The organism is Streptomyces sp. NPDC004629 (assembly GCF_042873595.1).
GTDB lineage: Bacteria > Actinomycetota > Actinomycetes > Streptomycetales > Streptomycetaceae > Streptomyces.
In genome coordinates this window covers 13,456-31,918 of sequence record NZ_JBIALO010000052.1, presented here as the reverse complement: position 1 = coordinate 31,918, position 18,463 = coordinate 13,456, and the positions used below count along the sequence as shown (strand labels likewise).

The 18,463-nt window shown below is 72.1% G+C and carries 17 protein-coding genes; 6 read left to right on the top strand and 11 right to left on the bottom strand.

Going from position 1 to position 18,463, the window contains the following annotated elements:
• Nucleotides 1–583 precede the first annotated feature (583 nt).
• The gene (gene trpS, locus ACFYTE_RS40330; protein WP_388721942.1) at nucleotides 584–1,609 is read left to right on the top strand and encodes a tryptophan--tRNA ligase; all 1,026 of its coding nucleotides are present in this window, start codon (nucleotides 584–586) and stop codon (nucleotides 1,607–1,609) included.
• A gap of 30 nt (nucleotides 1,610–1,639) precedes the next feature.
• On the opposite strand, the gene proC is transcribed toward trpS, so the two are convergent.
• The 4 genes from proC to ACFYTE_RS40310 all read right to left on the bottom strand — a co-directional run bounded on the left by proC (nucleotide 1,640) and on the right by ACFYTE_RS40310 (nucleotide 4,972).
• Nucleotides 1,640–2,452: a pyrroline-5-carboxylate reductase gene (gene proC / locus ACFYTE_RS40325; RefSeq protein WP_388721940.1), complete on the bottom strand. Its 813-nt coding sequence runs from the start codon at nucleotides 2,450–2,452 to the stop codon at nucleotides 1,640–1,642.
• A gap of 100 nt (nucleotides 2,453–2,552) precedes the next feature.
• Complete coding sequence (locus ACFYTE_RS40320; protein WP_388721938.1) at nucleotides 2,553–3,326, bottom strand: ABC transporter permease; 774 nt, start codon at nucleotides 3,324–3,326, stop codon at nucleotides 2,553–2,555.
• Complete coding sequence (locus ACFYTE_RS40315) at nucleotides 3,323–4,147, bottom strand: ABC transporter ATP-binding protein (RefSeq protein WP_388721936.1); 825 nt, start codon at nucleotides 4,145–4,147, stop codon at nucleotides 3,323–3,325. Before ACFYTE_RS40315 ends, ACFYTE_RS40320 begins: the two co-directional genes overlap by 4 nt.
• A gap of 45 nt (nucleotides 4,148–4,192) precedes the next feature.
• Entirely contained in the window at nucleotides 4,193–4,972 is a 780-nt protein-coding gene (locus tag ACFYTE_RS40310; RefSeq protein ID WP_388721934.1) for a class I SAM-dependent methyltransferase, read from the bottom strand.
• On the opposite strand from ACFYTE_RS40310, the gene ACFYTE_RS40305 reads away from it, so the two are divergent.
• Together ACFYTE_RS40305 and ACFYTE_RS40300 are read left to right on the top strand one after the other, a co-directional pair.
• Nucleotides 4,965–5,411 carry a hypothetical protein gene (locus ACFYTE_RS40305; protein WP_388721932.1) on the top strand — a complete coding sequence of 149 codons (447 nt, stop codon included), beginning with the start codon at nucleotides 4,965–4,967 and terminating at the stop codon, nucleotides 5,409–5,411. The two genes, ACFYTE_RS40310 and ACFYTE_RS40305, sit on opposite strands and share 8 nt — an antisense overlap.
• A gap of 11 nt (nucleotides 5,412–5,422) precedes the next feature.
• Nucleotides 5,423–5,617 carry a hypothetical protein gene (locus tag ACFYTE_RS40300; RefSeq protein WP_388721930.1) on the top strand — a complete coding sequence of 65 codons (195 nt, stop codon included), beginning with the start codon at nucleotides 5,423–5,425 and terminating at the stop codon, nucleotides 5,615–5,617.
• Between the two features lie 16 nt (nucleotides 5,618–5,633).
• On the opposite strand, the gene ACFYTE_RS40295 is transcribed toward ACFYTE_RS40300, so the two are convergent.
• Together ACFYTE_RS40295 and ACFYTE_RS40290 are read right to left on the bottom strand one after the other, a co-directional pair.
• A complete protein-coding gene (locus ACFYTE_RS40295; RefSeq protein ID WP_388721928.1) occupies nucleotides 5,634–6,152 on the bottom strand; it encodes an EamA/RhaT family transporter in 519 nt (172 codons plus the stop codon).
• Nucleotides 6,153–6,194: 42 nt separating this feature from the next.
• On the bottom strand, nucleotides 6,195–6,587 hold the full coding sequence (locus tag ACFYTE_RS40290) for an SH3 domain-containing protein (RefSeq protein ID WP_388721926.1): 393 nt from the start codon (nucleotides 6,585–6,587) through the stop codon (nucleotides 6,195–6,197).
• Between the two features lie 184 nt (nucleotides 6,588–6,771).
• Between ACFYTE_RS40290 and ACFYTE_RS40285 the strand changes: the two genes are divergently transcribed.
• Nucleotides 6,772–8,943, top strand: a complete 2,172-nt coding sequence (locus ACFYTE_RS40285; RefSeq protein ID WP_388721924.1) for a serine/threonine-protein kinase — start codon at nucleotides 6,772–6,774, stop codon at nucleotides 8,941–8,943.
• A gap of 138 nt (nucleotides 8,944–9,081) precedes the next feature.
• Here the strand turns inward: ACFYTE_RS40285 and ilvD are convergent, their stop codons facing one another.
• From ilvD to ACFYTE_RS40265, 4 genes are all read right to left on the bottom strand, one after another.
• Nucleotides 9,082–10,935, bottom strand: a complete 1,854-nt coding sequence (gene ilvD, locus ACFYTE_RS40280; protein WP_388721922.1) for a dihydroxy-acid dehydratase — start codon at nucleotides 10,933–10,935, stop codon at nucleotides 9,082–9,084.
• Between the two features lie 156 nt (nucleotides 10,936–11,091).
• Nucleotides 11,092–11,718: a TetR family transcriptional regulator gene (locus tag ACFYTE_RS40275; RefSeq protein ID WP_388721920.1), complete on the bottom strand. Its 627-nt coding sequence runs from the start codon at nucleotides 11,716–11,718 to the stop codon at nucleotides 11,092–11,094.
• Nucleotides 11,715–12,572 carry a sugar phosphate isomerase/epimerase family protein gene (locus ACFYTE_RS40270; RefSeq protein ID WP_388721918.1) on the bottom strand — a complete coding sequence of 286 codons (858 nt, stop codon included), beginning with the start codon at nucleotides 12,570–12,572 and terminating at the stop codon, nucleotides 11,715–11,717. The genes ACFYTE_RS40275 and ACFYTE_RS40270 overlap by 4 nt, the downstream gene beginning before the upstream one ends.
• Nucleotides 12,573–12,677: 105 nt before the next feature.
• Nucleotides 12,678–13,610: a Ppx/GppA family phosphatase gene (locus tag ACFYTE_RS40265; protein ID WP_388721916.1), complete on the bottom strand. Its 933-nt coding sequence runs from the start codon at nucleotides 13,608–13,610 to the stop codon at nucleotides 12,678–12,680.
• Between the two features lie 71 nt (nucleotides 13,611–13,681).
• On the opposite strand from ACFYTE_RS40265, the gene ACFYTE_RS40260 reads away from it, so the two are divergent.
• Nucleotides 13,682–14,539, top strand: coding sequence for a hypothetical protein (locus ACFYTE_RS40260; protein ID WP_388721914.1), 858 nt, complete (start codon nucleotides 13,682–13,684; stop codon nucleotides 14,537–14,539).
• A 495-nt stretch (nucleotides 14,540–15,034) separates the two neighbouring features.
• On the opposite strand, the gene ACFYTE_RS40255 is transcribed toward ACFYTE_RS40260, so the two are convergent.
• Nucleotides 15,035–16,786 carry a hypothetical protein gene (locus ACFYTE_RS40255; protein ID WP_388721912.1) on the bottom strand — a complete coding sequence of 584 codons (1,752 nt, stop codon included), beginning with the start codon at nucleotides 16,784–16,786 and terminating at the stop codon, nucleotides 15,035–15,037.
• A gap of 198 nt (nucleotides 16,787–16,984) precedes the next feature.
• Between ACFYTE_RS40255 and radA the strand changes: the two genes are divergently transcribed.
• Nucleotides 16,985–18,394, top strand: a complete 1,410-nt coding sequence (radA, locus tag ACFYTE_RS40250) for a DNA repair protein RadA (protein WP_388721910.1) — start codon at nucleotides 16,985–16,987, stop codon at nucleotides 18,392–18,394.
• The last annotated feature ends 69 nt before the right edge of the window (nucleotides 18,395–18,463 follow it).

Below are 18,463 nucleotides of genomic sequence, written 5' to 3'. Positions count from 1 at the left end.
CTGTTGAGTTCTCAAGGAACGGACGCTTCCTTCGTACTCACCCTCTCGGGCTTTCCTCCGGGCGCTTCCCTTCGGTGTTTCCGACTCTATCAGACTCTTTCGGAGCCTGATTCCCGGTCGGCGGGATTTGTCTTCCCGACCCGCTGGGCCGTTCCGACGAGTGAGACTTTAGCGGATTCCTGGCTCCCGAGCTAATCGGGGTCCTGCGCCTTTCGAACGCGGATTCCTCATTCCGCAAATGCGCGCACCAAAGCCCACGACGAGAATCGCCGTTTGCCGAGTGGTACCTGCGGAATCGTTGTCCGGGGACCGACCGGGGTCGGCGCTCACGTCGGACAACTCGGAGAACACTACGTATCCGGTGGGGGTGTGTCAACTCACGTCCTGGGGGCACCCCGGCCGCGTATGCTGGGGGACGTGATGACGCGTACGTGTAACCAGCAGTGGTGGGCCGCCTGACGGCGGCCTTGCTCACGTATGCATCCAACGGCCGCCGCCCCGGCGGCCGTTCTTGTATCTCCCTCCAGAACCTTCGAGGGCCGGCCGCCAGGAGCGGTGGTCCCTACCAGGAGGTGGAGAGGGAATGGCACGGGTCTTCAGCGGGGTCAAGCCGACCGGGCATCTGACGCTGGGCAACTACCTGGGAGCCATGCGGCGGTGGGCCGATGTGGACCAGCACCGGTCCGACGCCCTGTTCTGCATCGTCGATCTGCACGCGCTGACCGTGGACCACGACCCCGCGCGGGTGCGTCGGCTCAGCCGGCAGGCGGCGACGCTGTTGCTGGCCTCGGGGCTGGATCCCGAGTTGTGCACCGTCTTCGTGCAGAGTCACGTCGCGGAGCACACGCGGCTGTCGTACGTGCTGGAGTGCGTGGCGACGGACGGTGAGATGCGGCGGATGATCCAGTACAAGGAGAAGTCCGTGCGGGAGCGTGCCCGGGGTGGAAGCGTGCGGCTGTCGCTGCTGACGTATCCGGCGCTGATGGCGGCGGACATCCTGGCGTACCGGGCCGACGAGGTGCCCGTCGGGGACGACCAGACGCAGCACGTGGAGCTGACCCGGGACCTCGCGGTGCGGTTCAACCAGCGGTACGGACATACGTTCGCGGTGCCGAAGGCGACGCCTCCGGCTGTCGCCGCCAGGGTGATGAACCTCCAGGATCCGACGTCGAAGATGGGGAAGTCGGACGACTTCGGGCCGGGCATCGTCTATCTGCTCGACGAGCCGGACGCGGTGCGCAGAAAGGTGATGCGGGCCGTGACGGACAGCGGGCGGGACGTCGTGTACGACCGTGAGGCGCGGCCGGGGGTGGCGAATCTGCTGGAGATCCTGGCGGCGTGCACGGGTGGGAACCCGGAGGCCTTGGGCGGTGTATATGAGTCGTACGGCGCCTTGAAGAAGGACACCGCGGAGGCCGTGGTCGAGGTTCTCAGGCCCGTACAGGCCAGGCACAAGGAGTTGTGCGCGGATCCTGTGTATGTGGAGGGGGTGCTGCGGGAGGGTGCGGAGAAGGCGCGGGCCATGGCCCGGCCGACGGTCGATGCGGCCTACCGGGCGATCGGGCTGCTGGAACCCGTGTCGGAGCCGGTGCTGCACACGGCCCGGTAGGCCTCGCCGCCGAGGCGGGGTTCGGTGGGGTCAGTCCCTCTTGCCGGAGGCCAGCTTGCGGCTGCGGTCGCGGGCGGCTTCGAGGGCGGCGATGAGGGCGGCTCGTACGCCGTGGTTCTCCAACTCGCGAATGGCGCTGATGGTGGTGCCGGCCGGCGAGGTGACGTTCTCGCGGAGCTTGACGGGGTGTTCTCCGCTGTCGCGGAGCATCACGGCGGCGCCGATCGCGGACTGGACGATGAGTTCGTGGGCCTTGTCCCGGGGCAGGCCCAGGAGGATGCCCGCGTCGGTCATGGCTTCGACCAGGTAGAAGAAGTACGCCGGGCCGGAGCCGGAGAGGGCGGTGCAGGCGTCCTGCTGGGACTCGGGGACGCGGAGGGTCTTGCCGACGGCACCGAAGATCTCCTCGGCGTGGGCGAGGTGGTCGGCGGTGGCGTGGGTGCCGGCGGAGATGACGGACATGGCCTCGTCGACGAGGGCGGGGGTGTTCGTCATGACACGGACGACAGGGGTGCCCGCGGCCAGGCGCTCCTCGAAGAAGGAGGTGGGGATACCGGCCGCGCCGCTGATGATCAGGCGGTCGGCGGGGATGTGCGGGGCGAGTTCGTCCAGGAGGGTGCCCATGTCCTGCGGCTTGACCGTGAGGATGAGGGTGTCGGCGGTCTTGGCCGCCTCGGCGTTGGTGACCGGGGTGACTCCGTAGCGCGCGCGGAGTTCCTCGGCCCGCTCGGGGCGGCGGGCGGTGACGAGCAGGTCGGCGGGGGCCCAGCCGGCTCGGAGCATTCCGCTGAGCAGGGCTTCGCCGATCTTGCCGGTGCCGAGGACTGCGACTTTCTGGGTCATGGTGCGGGTGCCCTCCGGGGTGCGTCGTCCGGGGTACATCCTCGCACCGGGGGTCCGGGGTGTGCGGTGTTGTCCGCTGGGCGGACGTCCGGGTGTCGGGTCAGACCGTGCGGCGCCGCAGGGTGGCCGCGCCCAGGGCGAGGACCAGCAGCGCACAGCCCGCCACGACGAGGACGTCCCTGACGAACGTGGCCGTCATGTCGGTGTGGTGGAGGACCTCGTTCATGCCGTCGACCGCATAGGACATCGGCAGGACGTCGGAGATGCCCTCAAGGACGGGGTGCATGGCGGAGCGGGGTGTGAAGAGACCGCAGAGGAGGAGCTGGGGGAAGATCACCGCGGGCATGAACTGGACCGCCTGGAACTCCGAGGCGGCGAAGGCGGAGACGAACAGGCCGAGGGCGGTGCCGAGCAGGGCGTCGAGGAGGGCGACCAGCAGGAGCAGCCAGGGCGAGCCGATGACGTCCAGGCCGAGGAACCAGACCGCGAGGCCGGTGGCCAGCGCCGACTGGATGATCGCGAGGGCGCCGAAGGCGAGGGCGTAGCCGGCGATGAGGTCGCCCTTGCCGAGGGGCATGGCGAGGAGGCGTTCGAGGGTGCCCGAGGTGCGCTCACGCAGGGTGGCGATGGAGGTGACCAGGAACATCGTGATGAGGGGGAAGATGCCGAGGAGAGAGGCGCCGATGGTGTCGAAGGTGCGCGGGCTGCCGTCGAAGACATAGCGGAGCAGGAACAGCATCACGCAGGGGACGAGCAGCATCAGCGCGATGGTGCGTGGGTCGTGGCGCAGTTGGCGCAGGACCCGGGTCGCGGTGGCGGTGGTGCGGGAGAGGTTCAGGGCGCCGGTGCGGGCGGGTGCGGTGGTCGTGTTCATCGGGTCGTTTCCTTGGCGCGGCCGGCTGCGGTCGCCTCGTCCACGAGGCGCAGGAAGGCGGCCTCGACGGTGTCCGCTCCGGTGCGGATGAGGAGGGCTTCGGGGGTCTCTCCCCCGGCCTCCGGCCGGGAGGTGCCCCCGGCGAGGATCTCGCCGTCGCGCATGAGCAGCAGGCGGTGGCAGCGCTCGGCCTCGTCCATGACGTGGGAGGAGACGAGCAGGGTGGTGCCGCGGGTGGCGGCGATGTCGTGGAAGAGCGCCCACAGGTCGCGGCGCAGGACGGGGTCGAGGCCGACGGTGGGTTCGTCGAGAACCAGTAGTTCGGGGGCGCCGAGCAGGGCCACGGCGAGGGAGACGCGGCTGCGCTGGCCGCCGGAGAGGTTTCCGGCGAGGGCGTCGGCGTGGCTGGTGAGGTCGACGTCGGCGATGGCTCGGGTGACGTCGTCGTGACGGCGTGCGGAGGCGGCCCGGCCGGGGGTGAGGATCGCGGCGAAGTAGTCGAGGTTCTGGCGGATCGTCAGGTCGTCGTAGACAGAGGGGTGCTGGGTGACATAGCCGATACGGGTGCGCAGGGTGGGGTGGCCCGCGGGGCGGCCGAGGACGTCGAGGGTGCCGGTGACCTTGGCCTGGGTGCCGACGATCGCGCGCATCAGCGTTGATTTGCCGCATCCCGAGGGGCCGAGCAGGCCGGTGATCTGGCTGCGCGGGACGGTGAAGCGGAGGTTGCGCAGGACGGTGCGGGGGCCGCGTTCGACGGTCAGGGCGGTGGCCTGTACGGCGGGGGTTTCGGGCGTGGGCGGTGGGCCGGAGGCATTATTCATCACTCGGTGAATAATGCTCCCGGCGCCGGGGGCCGTCAAGGGTCGCTAGGCGTTGCGGGCGACCAGCAGTTCCACGTCGTAGACCTCCTCCACGGTGCCGTCGGGGAAGGCGGCGAGGAGGTGGGTCCGCTCCTGGGCGAGGAAGGCGGTGGCGTTCTCCTCGCCGTGCGTCAGGAAGATCGAGTGGCTGCCGATGTTGGCCAGGTGGGTGTCGACGGGGACGCGGCGGCTCCAGCGGACCGTGCGGTGGACGAAGTCGAGTCGGCCGCTGGGGTCGGCCAGCGCGGTGCGCACGCCGTCGCCGTTCTTGGCCACCACCCCGTCGCGGCCGAAGTGGCGCTCGATGCGGTCCGTCTGGGCGTCGATCCAGGGGATGTCGAGGGCGCTGGTGTTCCACCACAGCGCGAGGGCTCCGCCCGGCCGCAGCACCCGCAGCGCCTCCGGCACCGACCGGGCGGGGTCGGTCCAGTGCCAGGCCTGGGCGTAGGTGATCAGGTCGGCGCAGGCGTCGGCCAGGGGCAGGGCGTTGCCGTTGCCCCGGACGATCGGGACGTCGGGGAGGCCGCGGTGGAACTCGGCCGCCATGCCGTCGCCGGGTTCCACCGCGACCACGTGGGCACCGCGGGCGCGCAGGAGCGCGGTGGCGATTCCGGTGCCGGCGCCGACGTCCACGACCCGGGCGCCGACGAGGGGACGGGCGGCGAGTTCCTCGATGGTGTCGAAGAGGGCGGGTGGATAGGAGGGGCGGTTCGCTCCGTACTGCGCCGCGGCGGCGTTGAAGGAGTGGGCCCGGCTGGCGTGGGAGGGCGGGGGCGTAGTGGTCATACGTTCATGGTGCTGCGACCGGGGCGGGAAGCGGCAGCGGGCATCGGTACGGGGCAGCGCACCGCCGGAGCACGGCAAGGGACGGGAGCGGTGGTGGCAGGCGGTCCACACGGGCGTGCGCTTCGACTCGGCGCTGCTCAAGGACGGCAACCCCGAGGTGCGTGGGTCCGCCGACCTGTTTCTGCACGAGCTCGCGAACCATCACACCCGGGAGCTGGCGACCTGGCTCGGCACCCGCGACGAATGGTCCGAAGCGTGGAACCGCTCCTCGGACATGAGCGACTGGACGCTGAGTCTCACGCCCGAACGCGCCCTGGACCTCATCCACGAGATGCACGACCTGGTGGAGAGCTACCGCGTACCGGCTCACGACGACGGCGCGCCGGACGTCGAGCAGGTGCGCGTCCACACGCACGTCCTTCCGCTCCACACGGGCTGAGAGGCCGTCCCATGCACACCGAGACGCATCTGGCGCTGCACCGCATCCGCGCCGCCGAACTGTGCGGCGAAGCCGACGCGTACCGCCTCGCTGCTGTGGTTCGGCGGCACCGGGGGCTGCGGGTTCGGCTCGGCTGGGTCCTGGTGGAGGTGGGCCTGCGGCTGGCCGCCACGCCTAAGAGAGCGGCCGCGCTTCCGTCGCAGTGACCGGTGTCCGGAACCGCTAGCGGCGGCGCTTCTTTCTGGAGGGGTTGCCGGTGCGGCGGGTCGTGCGGCGTTCGTGCCGGGTGCGGGCCGCCTCGTACTCCGCGCGGTGCAGCTTCTCGCCGGGAGCCTCTACGAGGGATCGGAAGAAGTACGCGAGGAGGGAGCCGACGAAGCCGATGGCCAGGAGGCCGCGCAGGGACGCCTGGCGTTCGGGGTCGGGGCGCCTGCCGAAGCGGTCCCAGGTGTTGCGGAAGGCCAGCGCGCTGCAGATCGCGAACATCACCACGACCAGCACGGTCACGAAGGATCCCGTGTCGGCGATCTGCAGGCCCTGGTAGGCGAAGCGGAGGATCAGGCAGGAGGCGACCGCCGCCGCGAGCGAGCCGACGGCCACGCCGGCGCGGCGGGCCGCGTAGCCGGCGTCGTGGTCCACCCAGGACGTGCCGAAGAAGCGCAGGGGCTCGGGGCGGGGGCCGCTCGGTCCGCCGCCGGTGGAGCCCGCGGGGGCGTCCGGGGTGCCGGGTTCGTCGCTCACGGGACGATTATGGCGCCGCGGGTCCGCGGGCTCCGGGGCGGGTCAGGAGCAGCGCGAGGCCACGTAGCCGTCGCTGCCCGTGTACACATAGGCGTCGGAGACGTATTCGCCGTTGTCGATGTTGTCCCAGATGTTCGAGGTGCCGTAGGGGCCGGTGATCGTCGTGCCCGGCGTCTGGCAGAAGATCGGGACGCGGGTGTCGGCGGGCAGGACCCGGACGATGCCGTAGTTGGTGCCGGGACCGCTGCGGACGTTCAGCCGCACGCCCGGGGCGACCGGATAGGTGAGCACGCTGGCCGCCGCCGCGACGGCCTCGGCCGCCCCCGCGGTCTCGACGCCGCCCGCGGTCGCCTCGGCTGCCTTCGTGTCGTTCGTGTCGTTCGTCTCTTTCGTGCCGTCGGTTGCTTCCGTCGCTTCCACACGATCGACAGACATGAGTGGATCTCCCCCCGTCAGACCCCATGACCTCCATGGGGTCACGTTGATTCCCCTGTTTCGAGCCACGAAACACCCGTGCGCGACTCGCACGCGGAGGCTAGCAAGTCGCCTCGGTCCCGTAGGAGTCATCGACTAGGCTCCGAGCGTCGCGCGCGCCGACGAACAGCACGGGGGTGGTCCCATGGCGCCACAGCGGAACACCGGAGCGGGCGCGGAAGCGGAACTTCCCGAGTACGCCGGTCACTACCGCCTTGAGGCACGCCTCGGGTCGGGCGGCATGGGCGTGGTGCATCTGGCCCGCAGCACCTCGGGGCTGAAGCTCGCCGTGAAGGTCGTACACGCCGAGTTCGCCAAGGACCGGGAGTTCAGGGGCCGTTTCCGGCAGGAGGTGGCCGCCGCCCGGCGGGTGAGCGGTGCCTTCACCGCGCCGGTCGTCGACGCCGATCCGGAGGCCGAACGGCCCTGGATGGCCACGCTGTTCATTCCCGGTCCGACCCTCGCCGATCATGTGAAGCGGAACGGGCCCATGGAGCCTGCTCAGTTGCGCCGGCTGATGGCCGGGCTCGCGGAGGCGCTGCGCGACATCCATCGGGTCGGGGTGGTGCACCGCGATCTGAAGCCGAGCAACGTCCTGCTCGCCGAGGACGGCCCGAAGGTCATCGACTTCGGGATCTCACGGCCGAAAGACAGCGAACTGCGCACCGAGACCGGCAAGCTGATCGGGACGCCGCCCTTCATGGCGCCCGAGCAGTTCCGGCGGCCCCGCGAAGTCGGGCCCGCCGCGGACATCTTCACGCTGGGGTCGGTCCTGGTGCACGCGGCGACCGGGCGCGGCCCGTTCGACTCGGACAGCCCGTATGTCGTGGCCTACCAGGTCGTACACGACGAACCGGATCTGGCCGGGGTGCCGGAGGATCTCGCCCCGCTGGTGCTGCGCTGCCTCGCCAAGGAGCCGGAGGACCGGCCGACGCCCGACGAGCTGATGCGGGGACTGCGGTCGGTGGCGGCCTTGTACGACACTCAGGCGTTCATACCGTCTCAGCGGGCGCGCGCGGAGGACCGGCGGGCGGACGGCACGGAGCGGGCGACCCCCGATCCGGACGACCCCTGGGGCCTGCGGACCGTCACGCCGGAGGAGCCCGAACGGGCCGTGCGGACCGCTCCGGCGCCCCGGGAGCCGCGGGCGTGGCTCGGCAAGCGGGCGGCGATCGTGGGCGGGTCGCTCGCCCTCGCGCTGTGCGCTGTGCTCGCATCGGTGCTGTGGCTCGGCGACGGCCCGCCGGTGCCGGTGGGTGTCACGGCCGAGGACACCCCGCCGGACTTCCCGGGGTGGCACGCCGAACCGGTGGGCAAGGGCTCCGGGATGCCCCACTGCACGTACGGCGACGACAAGGTGCTGTGTCTGCGCTCCGGACTGGCCTACGCCCTCGACCCGGCGGACGGATCCCTGCTGTGGCGGCACCCCGTCGCCGGGGACCGGGCGAGCGTCGCGCCGGAGCTGTCGGGCGGGCTCCTGCAGCTGCCGGCGAGCGGGAGCGGGCGGGTGGAGGCGGTCGACCCGGCCTCCGGTACGACGCGCTGGAAGCGGGTGGTACCGGGGCAGGCGGCGCTGCGCTTCGCCGGCGGGATGCTCCTCGTCGGCGGCACCGACGGATCGGTCACCGGGGTGGACGGCCTGACGGGCGAGACCAAATGGACCCGGCGGATCTCCGGGGCCCTCATTCCCTCCCTCGCCTGGTTCGCGGGGGACTCGTCGGCGTATGCGACCAGCTCCGAGGACGGGACGCACACGCGCGTGACGGCCGTGGATCCCGTGACGGGCGCGGAGCGCTGGCAGGCGCGGCTTGCGGGGAACCTGAAGCCCGTCGGCAGCCAGGGCGGCTCCCTGTTCCTGCTGTCCGTGGACAGCGCCACCGGCGAGACGGACGAGGTGGTGCGCTACACGCCGGCCGCGGCGACCGAGCGCCGGGTGCCGCTGCCGGTGCCACGCCTGGCTCCGCAGGCCACCGTGCGGGGCGACGTCGTGTATCTGCTGTCCAGTGGCGGTGCGCTGGAGGCCGTCGACATGGCGGGCGGCGAGCGGCGGTGGCATCTGGAGACGTCCGTGAGCCGTGGCTCGGCGCCGGTCGCCGACGCCGGCCATGTGTACTTCAGCGCCGCCGACGGGCGGCTGCTCGCGGTCGACGCCCGCGACGGCGCACTGGTGGGGCAGACCCGGCCGCGGATCGGTACGAACTCGGACGAGGTCACGGCCGCGCTTCCGGCACCGCTGCTCATCGGCGGCCGTCTCTTCGCCGGCGCCCCCGACGGCACGGTCATCGCCGTGGACGCCCGCGACCCCGGTTCCTGGTGACCCGGGCGCGGCCCCGAGACCTCGGGGGACGCGCTCGGGGGGACGCGGCCTGCTGGTGGGCGGCCCGGTGCGCCCCTTGGCACACGGCGGGGCCGCCCCCGTCGGAGGCGGCCCCGGAGAGTGCGGGGGCGGCGGGAGTCAGCCCAGCTTGCTGACGTCCCGGACGGCGCCCTTGTCCGCGCTGGTCGCCATCGCCGCGTACGCCCGCAGAGCCGACGAGACCTTGCGGTCGCGGTTCTTCGGGGCGTAGTCGCCGTTCAGCGCCTGCTCACGGCGCGCCAGTTCGGCCTGGTCGACCAGCAGCTCGATGCTGCGGTTCGGGATGTCGATGCGGATCCGGTCGCCGTCCTGGACCAGGGCGATGGTGCCGCCGGACGCGGCCTCGGGTGACGCATGGCCGATGGACAGGCCGGAGGTGCCGCCGGAGAAGCGGCCGTCGGTGATCAGCGCGCAGCTCTTGCCCAGGCCGCGGCCCTTGAGGAAGGACGTCGGGTAGAGCATCTCCTGCATGCCGGGGCCGCCCTTGGGGCCCTCGTAGCGGATGACGACGACGTCGCCCTCGGTGACCTGCTTGCCCAGGATCTTCTCGACGGCCTCTTCCTGCGACTCGCAGACCACCGCCGGGCCCTCGAAGGTCCAGATGGACTCGTCGACGCCGGCCGTCTTCACCACGCAGCCGTCGACGGCCAGGTTGCCCCGCAGGACGGCCAGGCCGCCGTCCTTGGAGTAGGCGTGCTCGGCGGAGCGGATGCAGCCGTGCTCGGCGTCCTCGTCCAGCGCCTCCCAGCGCTCGGACTGGGAGAACGCCTCCGCCGAGCGGACGCAGCCGGGGGCCGCGTGCCACAGCTCCACGGCCTCGGGGGACGGGGAGCCGCCGCGCACGTCCCAGGTCTTCAGCCAGTCCGCCAGGGACGGGCTGTGCACCGCGTGCACGTCCTCGTTGAGCAGGCCCGCGCGGTGCAGCTCGCCGAGCAGGGCGGGGATGCCGCCGGCGCGGTGCACGTCCTCCATGTAGTACGTGCGGTCCTTGGCGACGTTGGGCGCGACCTTCGCCAGGCAGGGGACCCGGCGGGAGACGGCGTCGATCTGTTCCAGGCCGAACGGGACGCCCGCCTCCTGGGCCGCGGCCAGCAGGTGCAGGATCGTGTTGGTCGAGCCGCCCATCGCAATGTCCAGGGCCATCGCGTTCTCGAAGGCGGCGAACGACGCGATGCTGCGGGGCAGGACCGTCTCGTCGTCCTGCTCGTAGTGACGGCGGGTGATGTCCATCACCGTGCGGGCCGCGTCCTCGTACAGCCTGCGGCGGGCCGTGTGCGTGGCCAGGACCGAGCCGTTGCCGGGCAGGGACAGGCCCATCGCCTCGGTCAGGCAGTTCATCGAGTTGGCGGTGAACATGCCGGAGCAGGAGCCGCAGGTCGGACAGGCGTTCTCCTCGATGCGGAGGATGTCCTCGTCGGAGACCTTGTCGTTGGCGGCATCGGCGATCGCGTCGATCAGGTCCAGCGTGCGGACCGTGCCGTCGACCAGGGTGGCCCGGCCGGCCTCCATCGGGCCGCCGGAGACGAAGACCGTGGGGATGTTCAGGCGCAGCGCGGCCATCAGCATGCCCGGGGTGATCTTGTCGCAGTTGGAGATGCAGACCAGGGCGTCGGCGCAGTGCGCCTCGACCATGTACTCCACGCTGTCCGCGATCAGGTCGCGGGAGGGCAGCGAGTACAGCATGCCGCCGTGGCCCATCGCGATGCCGTCGTCGACGGCGATGGTGTTGAACTCGCGCGGGATGCCGCCCGCCTCCCGGATCGCCTCGCTGACGATCCGGCCGACCGGCTGCAGATGGGTGTGGCCCGGCACGAACTCGGTGAAGCTGTTGGCGACCGCAATGACCGGCTTCCGGCCGATGTCCGCACCGGGTACACCGGAGGCGCGCATAAGGGCGCGGGCGCCCGCCATGTTGCGGCCGTGGGTGACTGTGCGGGACCTCAGCTCGGGCATCGTCGCTCGCTCCTTCGAAGACCTACTGCCAGACGGTTCTGACCCGTCGAGCCTACGCCGGTCATCCAGGGATCGGGACGGAGCGTCCGGAATACGGGATGTCCGTCTCGGAGGTGCAGAAGGCTCAGAAGGCTCGGAAGTCCGGTGCCTGCGGACTCACGCCCCGGTGAGATGGCCCTGTACCACCGGCGCCGCCCGCGCGATGATCTGCTCCAGGTCGGCCGACGCCATCGGCTCCATCTTGATCACGTACCGCAGCATGGCGCAGCCCACCAGCTGCGCGGCCGCCAGCTCGGCGCGCAGCTCGGCGTCCGGCAGCTCCAGCTGTCCCGCGATGCGGCGCAGCAGCTGGCTCGCGATCAGGCGGCGGAAGACGGCGGCGGCGGTCTCGTTGTTGACGGCGGAGCGCAGGATCGCCAGCAGCGGCGCCCGGGAGGCGGGGTTCTCCCAGATGCCGAGGAAGAACCGGGTCAGCCGCTCGCCGACGCCGTCCAGCGGGACGGCGGCCACGGCGTTCGGGGCGTTCAGCGCGGGCGCGAAGGCGACCTCGATGGCCGCCTCGAAGACCTGTTCCTTGGTGCCGAAGTAGTGGTGGACGAGTGCCGAGTCCACGCCCGCCGCCTTCGCGATGCCGCGTACGGACGTCTTCTCGTAACCGCGCTCGGAGAACTCCTCACGGGCCGCGGTCAGGATGCGGTCGCGGGTGTCGCCCGACTCGGTGCGCGGGGGCCGGCCGCGGCGGCGGGCGGGCGGGCCCTCCCGGCCCGGGGTGGTGCCGCTCACCGTCCGGGCACCTTCACCGCGGAGGCGAGGTGGAGGCGGGTGAAGGCCAGCGCCTCCGCCAGGTCCGCCTCGCGTTCGGCGCTGGACATGGCCCGCCGGGTGTTGACCTCGATGACGACATGGCCGTCGTAGCCGTCCTGCGCGAGCCGTTCCAGCAGTTCGGCGCAGGGCTGGTTGCCCCGGCCGGGTACCAGGTGCTCGTCCTTGCCCGATCCCCTGCCGTCGGCGAGGTGGACATGGCCGAGGCGCGAGCCCATCCGGCCGATCATCTGCAGGGCGTCCGTGCGGGCGGTGGCCGTGTGGCTGAGGTCGATCGTGAAGTGCCGGTAGTCGTCCTTGGTGACGTCCCAGTCGGGGGCGTAGGCGAGCATCTCGCGGTCGCGGTAGCGCCAGGGGTACATGTTCTCGACGGCAAACCGTACGTCCGTCTCGTTCGCCATCCGCCAGACCCCGGCGACGAAATCACGGGCGTACTGCCGCTGCCAGCGAAACGGCGGGTGGACGACGACCGTGCCTGCGCCCAGCTTCTCGGCGGCCGAGCGGGCCCGCTGGAGCTTGACCCAGGGGTCCGTGGACCACACCCGCTGGGTGATCAGCAGACAGGGGGCGTGCACGGCCAGGATCGGGATGCGGTGGTAGTCCGACAGCCGCCGCAGCGCCTCGATGTCCTGGCTCACCGGGTCGGTCCACACCATGACCTCGACGCCGTCGTAGCCGAGGCGTGCGGCGATCTCGAAGGCCGTCGCCGTCGACTCCGGGTAGACGGAGGCCGTCGACAGGGCGACCTTCGCATCCGGGATGCGGACGGAGACGTCCCTCGCTTCAGCCACGAAGGACAGGGTACGGGGTGGCATTGGTTCGGGTGCCGGATGCCCCGTGCGCCGTTTCGGCCGTTCCTCGCGAGCCGGTGCGGGCCGCCGGTGACCTGTCGCACACCCCCGCGCGCCGCCACGGGGCGCTCACGGCGACCCCATGTGGTCCAGGCGGCGCAGGATCACGCCCTCCCGCAGGGCCCATGGGCAGATCTCCAGGCTCTCCACGCGGAACAGGTCCATCGCGCCCTCGGCGACCAGGGCGCCGGCGAGGAGCTGGCCGGAGCGGCCCTCGGAGACACCGGGGAGTTCGGAGCGCTGCTCGGCGCTCATGCCGGCCAGCCGCGGCACCCAGGCCTCCAGGGACTCCCGCTTCAGCTCGCGCTGCACATACAGGCCGTCGGCGGAGCGTGCGGCGCCCGCGATGCGGGCCAGCTGCTTGAAGGTCTTGGAGGTGGCGACTACGTGGTCGGGCGCCCCGAAGCGGCTGAACTCCCCCACCGTGCGGGCGATCTCGGCCCGTACGTGTCGGCGCAGGGCCCTTATCGCCCCGGGATCCGGCGGGTCACCGGGCAGCCAGCCGGCCGTCAGCCGGCCGGCGCCGAGCGGCAGCGAGACGGCAGCGTCGGGCTCCTCGTCGATGCCGTAGGCGATCTCCAGGGAGCCGCCTCCGATGTCCAGGACCAGCAGCTTCCCGGCCGACCAGCCGAACCAGCGGCGGGCGGCGAGAAAGGTGAGGCGGGCCTCCTCGGCGCCGGTGAGCACCTGGAGTTCGACACCGGTCTCGTGCTGCACGCGCGCGAGGACGTCATCGGCGTTGCTGGCCTCGCGCACGGCGGAGGTGGCGAAGGTCAGCAGATCCTCGACGCCCTTGTCCTCGGCGGCCTGGAGAGCGTCGTGGACGACGCCGATCAGCCGGTCCACCCCGTCGGGGCCGATCGCCCCGTCCGCGTCCTGGAGTTCGGCGAGCCGCAGCTCCGCCTTGTGCGAATGCGCGGGCAACGGGCGCGCGCCCGGGTGCGCATCCACCACCAGCAGATGCACCGTGTTCGATCCAACGTCCAGAACACCGAGTCTCATGTACGGAACGCTACTGCCACCTGGGCCGTCGTCCGTCCCCGGAGCAGGCTGGGGCGGCATACCCTGGACGGGTGCCAAAGACGAAAAAGGCGAAGGACCACAAGACCGCCAAATCCTCCCCCGGTTCTTCGCAGGCGAAGTCATCGAAGAAGCCGAAGAACGCGGCGGAGGGCCAGGAGCCCGACGAGAAGGGGCTCGACTTCGCGCGCGCTTGGGTGGAGTTCCCCGACCCGGCGGACGACGAGCAGGTCTTCCGGTGCGACCTGACCTGGCTGACCTCCCGCTGGAACTGCATCTTCGGCAGCGGCTGCCAGGGCATCCAGGCGGGCCGCGCGGCCGACGGGTGCTGCACGCTGGGCGCGCACTTCTCCGACGAGGACGACGAGAAGCGGGTCGCCGAGCATGTGGCGCGGCTCACGCCGGAGATCTGGCAGCACCATGACGAGGGCATGCGGCACGGCTGGGTCGCGGAGGACGACGAGGGGTCCCGGCAGACCCGCCCGTACCAGGGGTCGTGCATCTTCCAGAACCGGCCCGGCTTCCCGGGCGGCGCGGGCTGCTCGCTGCACATCCTCGCCCTGAGGGAAGGCCGCGAGCCGCTGGAGACCAAGCCGGACGTGTGCTGGCAGCTGCCGATCCGGCGGACCTACGACTGGATCGACCGCCCCGACGACACGCGGGTCCTCCAGGTGTCGATCGGTGAGTACGACCGACGGGGCTGGGGTCCGGGCGGGCACGACCTGCACTGGTGGTGCACCTCGGCGACCTCGGCGCACGGCGCGGGCGAGCCGGTGTACGTCTCCTACCGGGCCGAACTGACCGAGCTGATGGGCAAGGCCGGCTACGACCGGCTGGTCGAGCTGTGCGAGGAACGCCTGGCCTCGAACCTCCCCCTCCTGGCCCCCCACCCAGCAGACCCAACGCACTGACACACCACCGCGCCCAGCCACCCCAGGGGCGCGAGGAACGGCACGCCCAGCCACAACAAACCCGCACCCGCCCACGACGCTAAACCGGCACCCCACGCGGCGCACCCACCCCGACCGCAAGGGAAAGAACACGGACCAGCCCACCCCAGGGGCGCGAGGAACTGCGCGCCCAGCCACAACGAACCAGCACCCGCCCACGACGCTAAACCGGCACCCCACGGGGCGCACCCACCCCGACCGCAAGGCAAGGAACACGCCCAGCCACCCCAGGGGCGCGAGGAACTGCGCGCCCAGCCACAACAAACCCGCACCCGCCCACGACGCTAAACCGGCACCCCACGCGGCGCACCCACCCCGACCACAAGGCAAGGAACACGCCCAGCCACCCCAGGGGCGCGAGGAACGGCACGCCCAGCCACAACAAACCAGCACCCGCCCACGACGCTAAACCGGCACCCCACGCGGCGCACCCCGCCCAACCGCCGGAGGCCGTCGCTAGCCGGCCGAAGGGGTCGACGAGTCGGTAGGGGGCGGGGGTGAGGACGGAGGGTCGGACGGGGTCGGGTCCGGGGGCGTGGTCGGTTCGGTCGGGGTGGGCGACGGGCTGGTCGGCGGATCGGTGGGAGCCGTTTTCGTGGGCGTCGGGTCCGGTGTGGCCGTGGTGGGCGGCCCGCCCGGGTCGGAGGGGCGGGTGGGCGCGGTGCCGTATCCCCGGATGGAGACGACGGCGCCCGCGGGTGCGATCGCCACCTGCGCGCTCCAGAACCCGGAGGGCTCACGCAGCGGGTCGACGTACACCTTGATCGTCAACGATTCGCCGGGCTGGAGCGTTCCCGAGGCACGGCTGAGGTAGAGCCAGCCGGCCGGCGTGGACGCCGACCAGTGGACCGGCGAGGGGCCGGACGCGGTGAGGGTGACATAGGTGGTCTGGCCGCTGGTGCGGGCGGACACCCCAAGGTGCCCCGCGCCCTTCTTCCCGGCCCCGGAGACGCTGACGACCTCCACGGAGACGTCGGGCGCCGCACCGTCCTTCAGGAAGCGGGCGCCCGGCCTGACGCCGACGTTGCCGGTGTTCCCGTAGCCGTCGGCCGTGTCGCCGTGGTCGCCTCCGTGGTCGTGCGCCTCCTGGGCGGTGGCGGCGGGACCGTCCTGGTCGTCACCGGCAGGCGAGCCCCGGTAGGCGGCCCACAGGGCGAGTACGGGGGCGGCGACGACCGTGGCCACCACGGTCGTCGTGACGGCACGCGCGCGTAGCCGGTCGCGGCGGGCCGCCCGGTCCTTGGGGTCCATCGGGAAGCCACGCCGGTCGAAGCGCGGCACCGCGGCTCCCCGCGCACGCGGCCGGTACGCCAGTGCCTGGCGCAGGGCCGCGCGTGGGGCCTCCAGGACGGGCAGTTGGGCGGGGGTGACGGCGGCGCCGGGCCAGCGGCCGGGCGCCGCGCGCTCGGCGGTGCGGCGGCAGCGGGGGCAGTCGTCGACATGCCGGACCAGCTCGCGCCGGACCGTGCTGCTGAGCACGAGCTGGTGGTCGCCGGCGAGCCGGGCCACTCCGGGGCAGCCGCCGGTCTCCACGACGGCGAGCGCGGCACGCGTGCGCTCCACCTCGCAGGCGGCGGACGCGAGCAGATCACGGGCGGCGGCCAGGTCCAGGCCGAGGACGGCGGCGACCTCGTGGGCGGCCAGCTGGTGGCGTACGGCGAGTTCGAGCGCCTCGCGCTGCTCCGGGGTGGTCCCGGCGGCCTCCGGCCAGGCGAGCCGGGCCAGTTCCCGTCTCCGCTGCTCCTGTAGCTCATCGGTGAGTGCCAGTTCGCCCGTCTGCGTGTCGGGCTGCCGCCCGCCGTCGGGGCCGTCCCCGGCGCCTGGCCGCTCTTCGGCGCCGGACGGCCGCTCAGTACCGGGCCGGCCCGCCGCATGGGTGGCCTGACGTTTCTGCTTGGCCTCGGCCAGCTTGCGCAGGCATGCCCAGCGGGCCAGCGCATACAGCCAGGCCCGGCGGTCCTCGGCCGACTCCGGCCCACGGTGGCCGCGCCGCTCGGCCAGCGCGAGCACATCGCCGAGCGCCGCGGTCGCCGCGTCGTGGTCGCACAGCACCGAGAGACAGTAGGTGAACAGACCGTCCAGGTAAGGCTCGTAGCGCGGCGGCGTGCGCTGCGCGACCGTGCGCGCCGCGGCACGGTCGCGCGCCTCCCGGTGCGCCCGATGTGCGCCGGTCGTGCGGGGGAAGATTTCCGGACTGCTGCTCATCACCCGTGCGACCGTAGGCGGCCCCGGATAGGCCCTTCCGCCACCTTGAGCACTTTTAATCCGTACGGGTGAAACGATCCCTCATAAGGGGACAGGAACGTTTCATTCCGTGACTTTTCGCTGACGGCACGGGGTCGGTCGCGGCGGCCTGCGCGGCGGCCCGTGCCCGCACTGTCGGTGCCGGCCGTTACGGTTTCGTCCATGGCTGCCCGTACCAAGACCACCAAGGACCGCCCGTCCTACCGCTGCACGGAGTGCGGCTGGCAGACGGCCAAGTGGCTCGGCCGCTGCCCCGAGTGCCAGGCATGGGGGACGATCGAGGAGTACGGCGCGCCCGCGGTGCGGACGACGACGCCGGGGCGCGTCACCACCTCCGCAGTGCCCATCGGCCAGGTCGACGGCCGGCAGGCCACCGCCCGCTCGACCGGCGTGCCCGAACTGGACCGGGTGCTCGGCGGCGGCCTGGTGCCCGGCGCGGTGGTGCTGCTCGCGGGCGAGCCCGGTGTGGGCAAGTCCACGCTGCTGCTCGACGTGGCGGCCAAGTCGGCGAGCGAGGAGCACCGCACCCTCTATGTCACAGGTGAGGAGTCGGCGAGCCAGGTGCGGCTGCGCGCCGACCGCATCAAGGCCATCGACGACCATCTGTATCTGGCCGCCGAGACCGACCTGGCCGCCGTCCTCGGCCACTTGGACGCGGTCAAGCCCTCGCTGCTGATCCTCGACTCCGTGCAGACGGTCGCCTCCCCCGAGATCGACGGGGCGCCCGGCGGCATGGCCCAGGTGCGGGAGGTGGCCGGGGCCCTGATCCGCGCGTCCAAGGACCGCGGGATGTCCACGCTGCTGGTGGGCCATGTCACCAAGGACGGCGCGATCGCGGGTCCGCGGCTGCTGGAGCACCTTGTGGATGTGGTGCTGCACTTCGAGGGCGACCGGCACGCGCGCCTGCGCCTGGTGCGCGGGGTCAAGAACCGGTACGGCGCGACGGACGAGGTGGGCTGCTTCGAACTGCACGACGAGGGCATCACGGGCCTCGCCGATCCGAGCGGGCTGTTCCTGACCCGGCGCGCCGAACCGGTGCCCGGCACCTGTCTGACCGTGACCCTGGAGGGCCGCCGCCCGCTGGTCGCCGAGGTGCAGGCACTGACGGTCGACTCGCAGATCCCCTCCCCGCGCCGTACGACGTCCGGTCTGGAGACCTCCCGGGTGTCGATGATGCTGGCGGTGCTGGAGCAGCGCGGCCGGATCAGCGCGCTCGGCAAGCGGGACATCTACTCCGCGACGGTCGGCGGGGTGAAGCTCTCCGAGCCCGCCGCCGACCTCGCCGTCGCCCTTGCCCTGGCCTCGGCCGCGAGCGACACCCCCCTGCCGAAGAACCTCGTCGCGATCGGCGAGGTGGGGCTGGCGGGCGAGGTGAGACGGGTCACGGGCGTGCAGCGCAGGCTCGCTGAGGCGCACCGCCTGGGCTTCACGCATGCGCTCGTGCCGGGCGATCCGGGCAAGGTCCCCGCCGGCATGAAGGTCCTGGAAGTGGCCGACATAGGGGACGCGCTCAGAGTGCTTCCGCGCTCCCGTCGCAGAGAGGCCCCACGGGACGCGGAGGACCGCCGGTAGACTTTGCCCTGGTCTCGCCCGTCCGTACGAACGTCGTGCGGGAACGGGGGCGCCCCAGAACCTGCGACC

Bases quoted from the DNA above. Each gene is read 5' to 3' on its own strand.
- trpS (WP_388721942.1), top strand. From the start codon at position 584: ATGGCACGGGTCTTCAGCGGGGTCAAGCCGACCGGGCATCTGACGCTG.
- proC (WP_388721940.1), bottom strand. From the start codon at position 2,452: ATGACCCAGAAAGTCGCAGTCCTCGGCACCGGCAAGATCGGCGAAGCC.
- ACFYTE_RS40320 (WP_388721938.1), bottom strand. From the start codon at position 3,326: ATGAACACGACCACCGCACCCGCCCGCACCGGCGCCCTGAACCTCTCC.
- ACFYTE_RS40315 (WP_388721936.1), bottom strand. From the start codon at position 4,147: ATGAATAATGCCTCCGGCCCACCGCCCACGCCCGAAACCCCCGCCGTA.
- ACFYTE_RS40310 (WP_388721934.1), bottom strand. From the start codon at position 4,972: ATGACCACTACGCCCCCGCCCTCCCACGCCAGCCGGGCCCACTCCTTC.
- ACFYTE_RS40300 (WP_388721930.1), top strand. From the start codon at position 5,423: ATGCACACCGAGACGCATCTGGCGCTGCACCGCATCCGCGCCGCCGAA.
- ACFYTE_RS40290 (WP_388721926.1), bottom strand. From the start codon at position 6,587: ATGTCTGTCGATCGTGTGGAAGCGACGGAAGCAACCGACGGCACGAAA.
- ACFYTE_RS40285 (WP_388721924.1), top strand. From the start codon at position 6,772: ATGGCGCCACAGCGGAACACCGGAGCGGGCGCGGAAGCGGAACTTCCC.
- ilvD (WP_388721922.1), bottom strand. From the start codon at position 10,935: ATGCCCGAGCTGAGGTCCCGCACAGTCACCCACGGCCGCAACATGGCG.
- ACFYTE_RS40270 (WP_388721918.1), bottom strand. From the start codon at position 12,572: ATGCCACCCCGTACCCTGTCCTTCGTGGCTGAAGCGAGGGACGTCTCC.
- ACFYTE_RS40265 (WP_388721916.1), bottom strand. From the start codon at position 13,610: ATGAGACTCGGTGTTCTGGACGTTGGATCGAACACGGTGCATCTGCTG.
- radA (WP_388721910.1), top strand. From the start codon at position 16,985: ATGGCTGCCCGTACCAAGACCACCAAGGACCGCCCGTCCTACCGCTGC.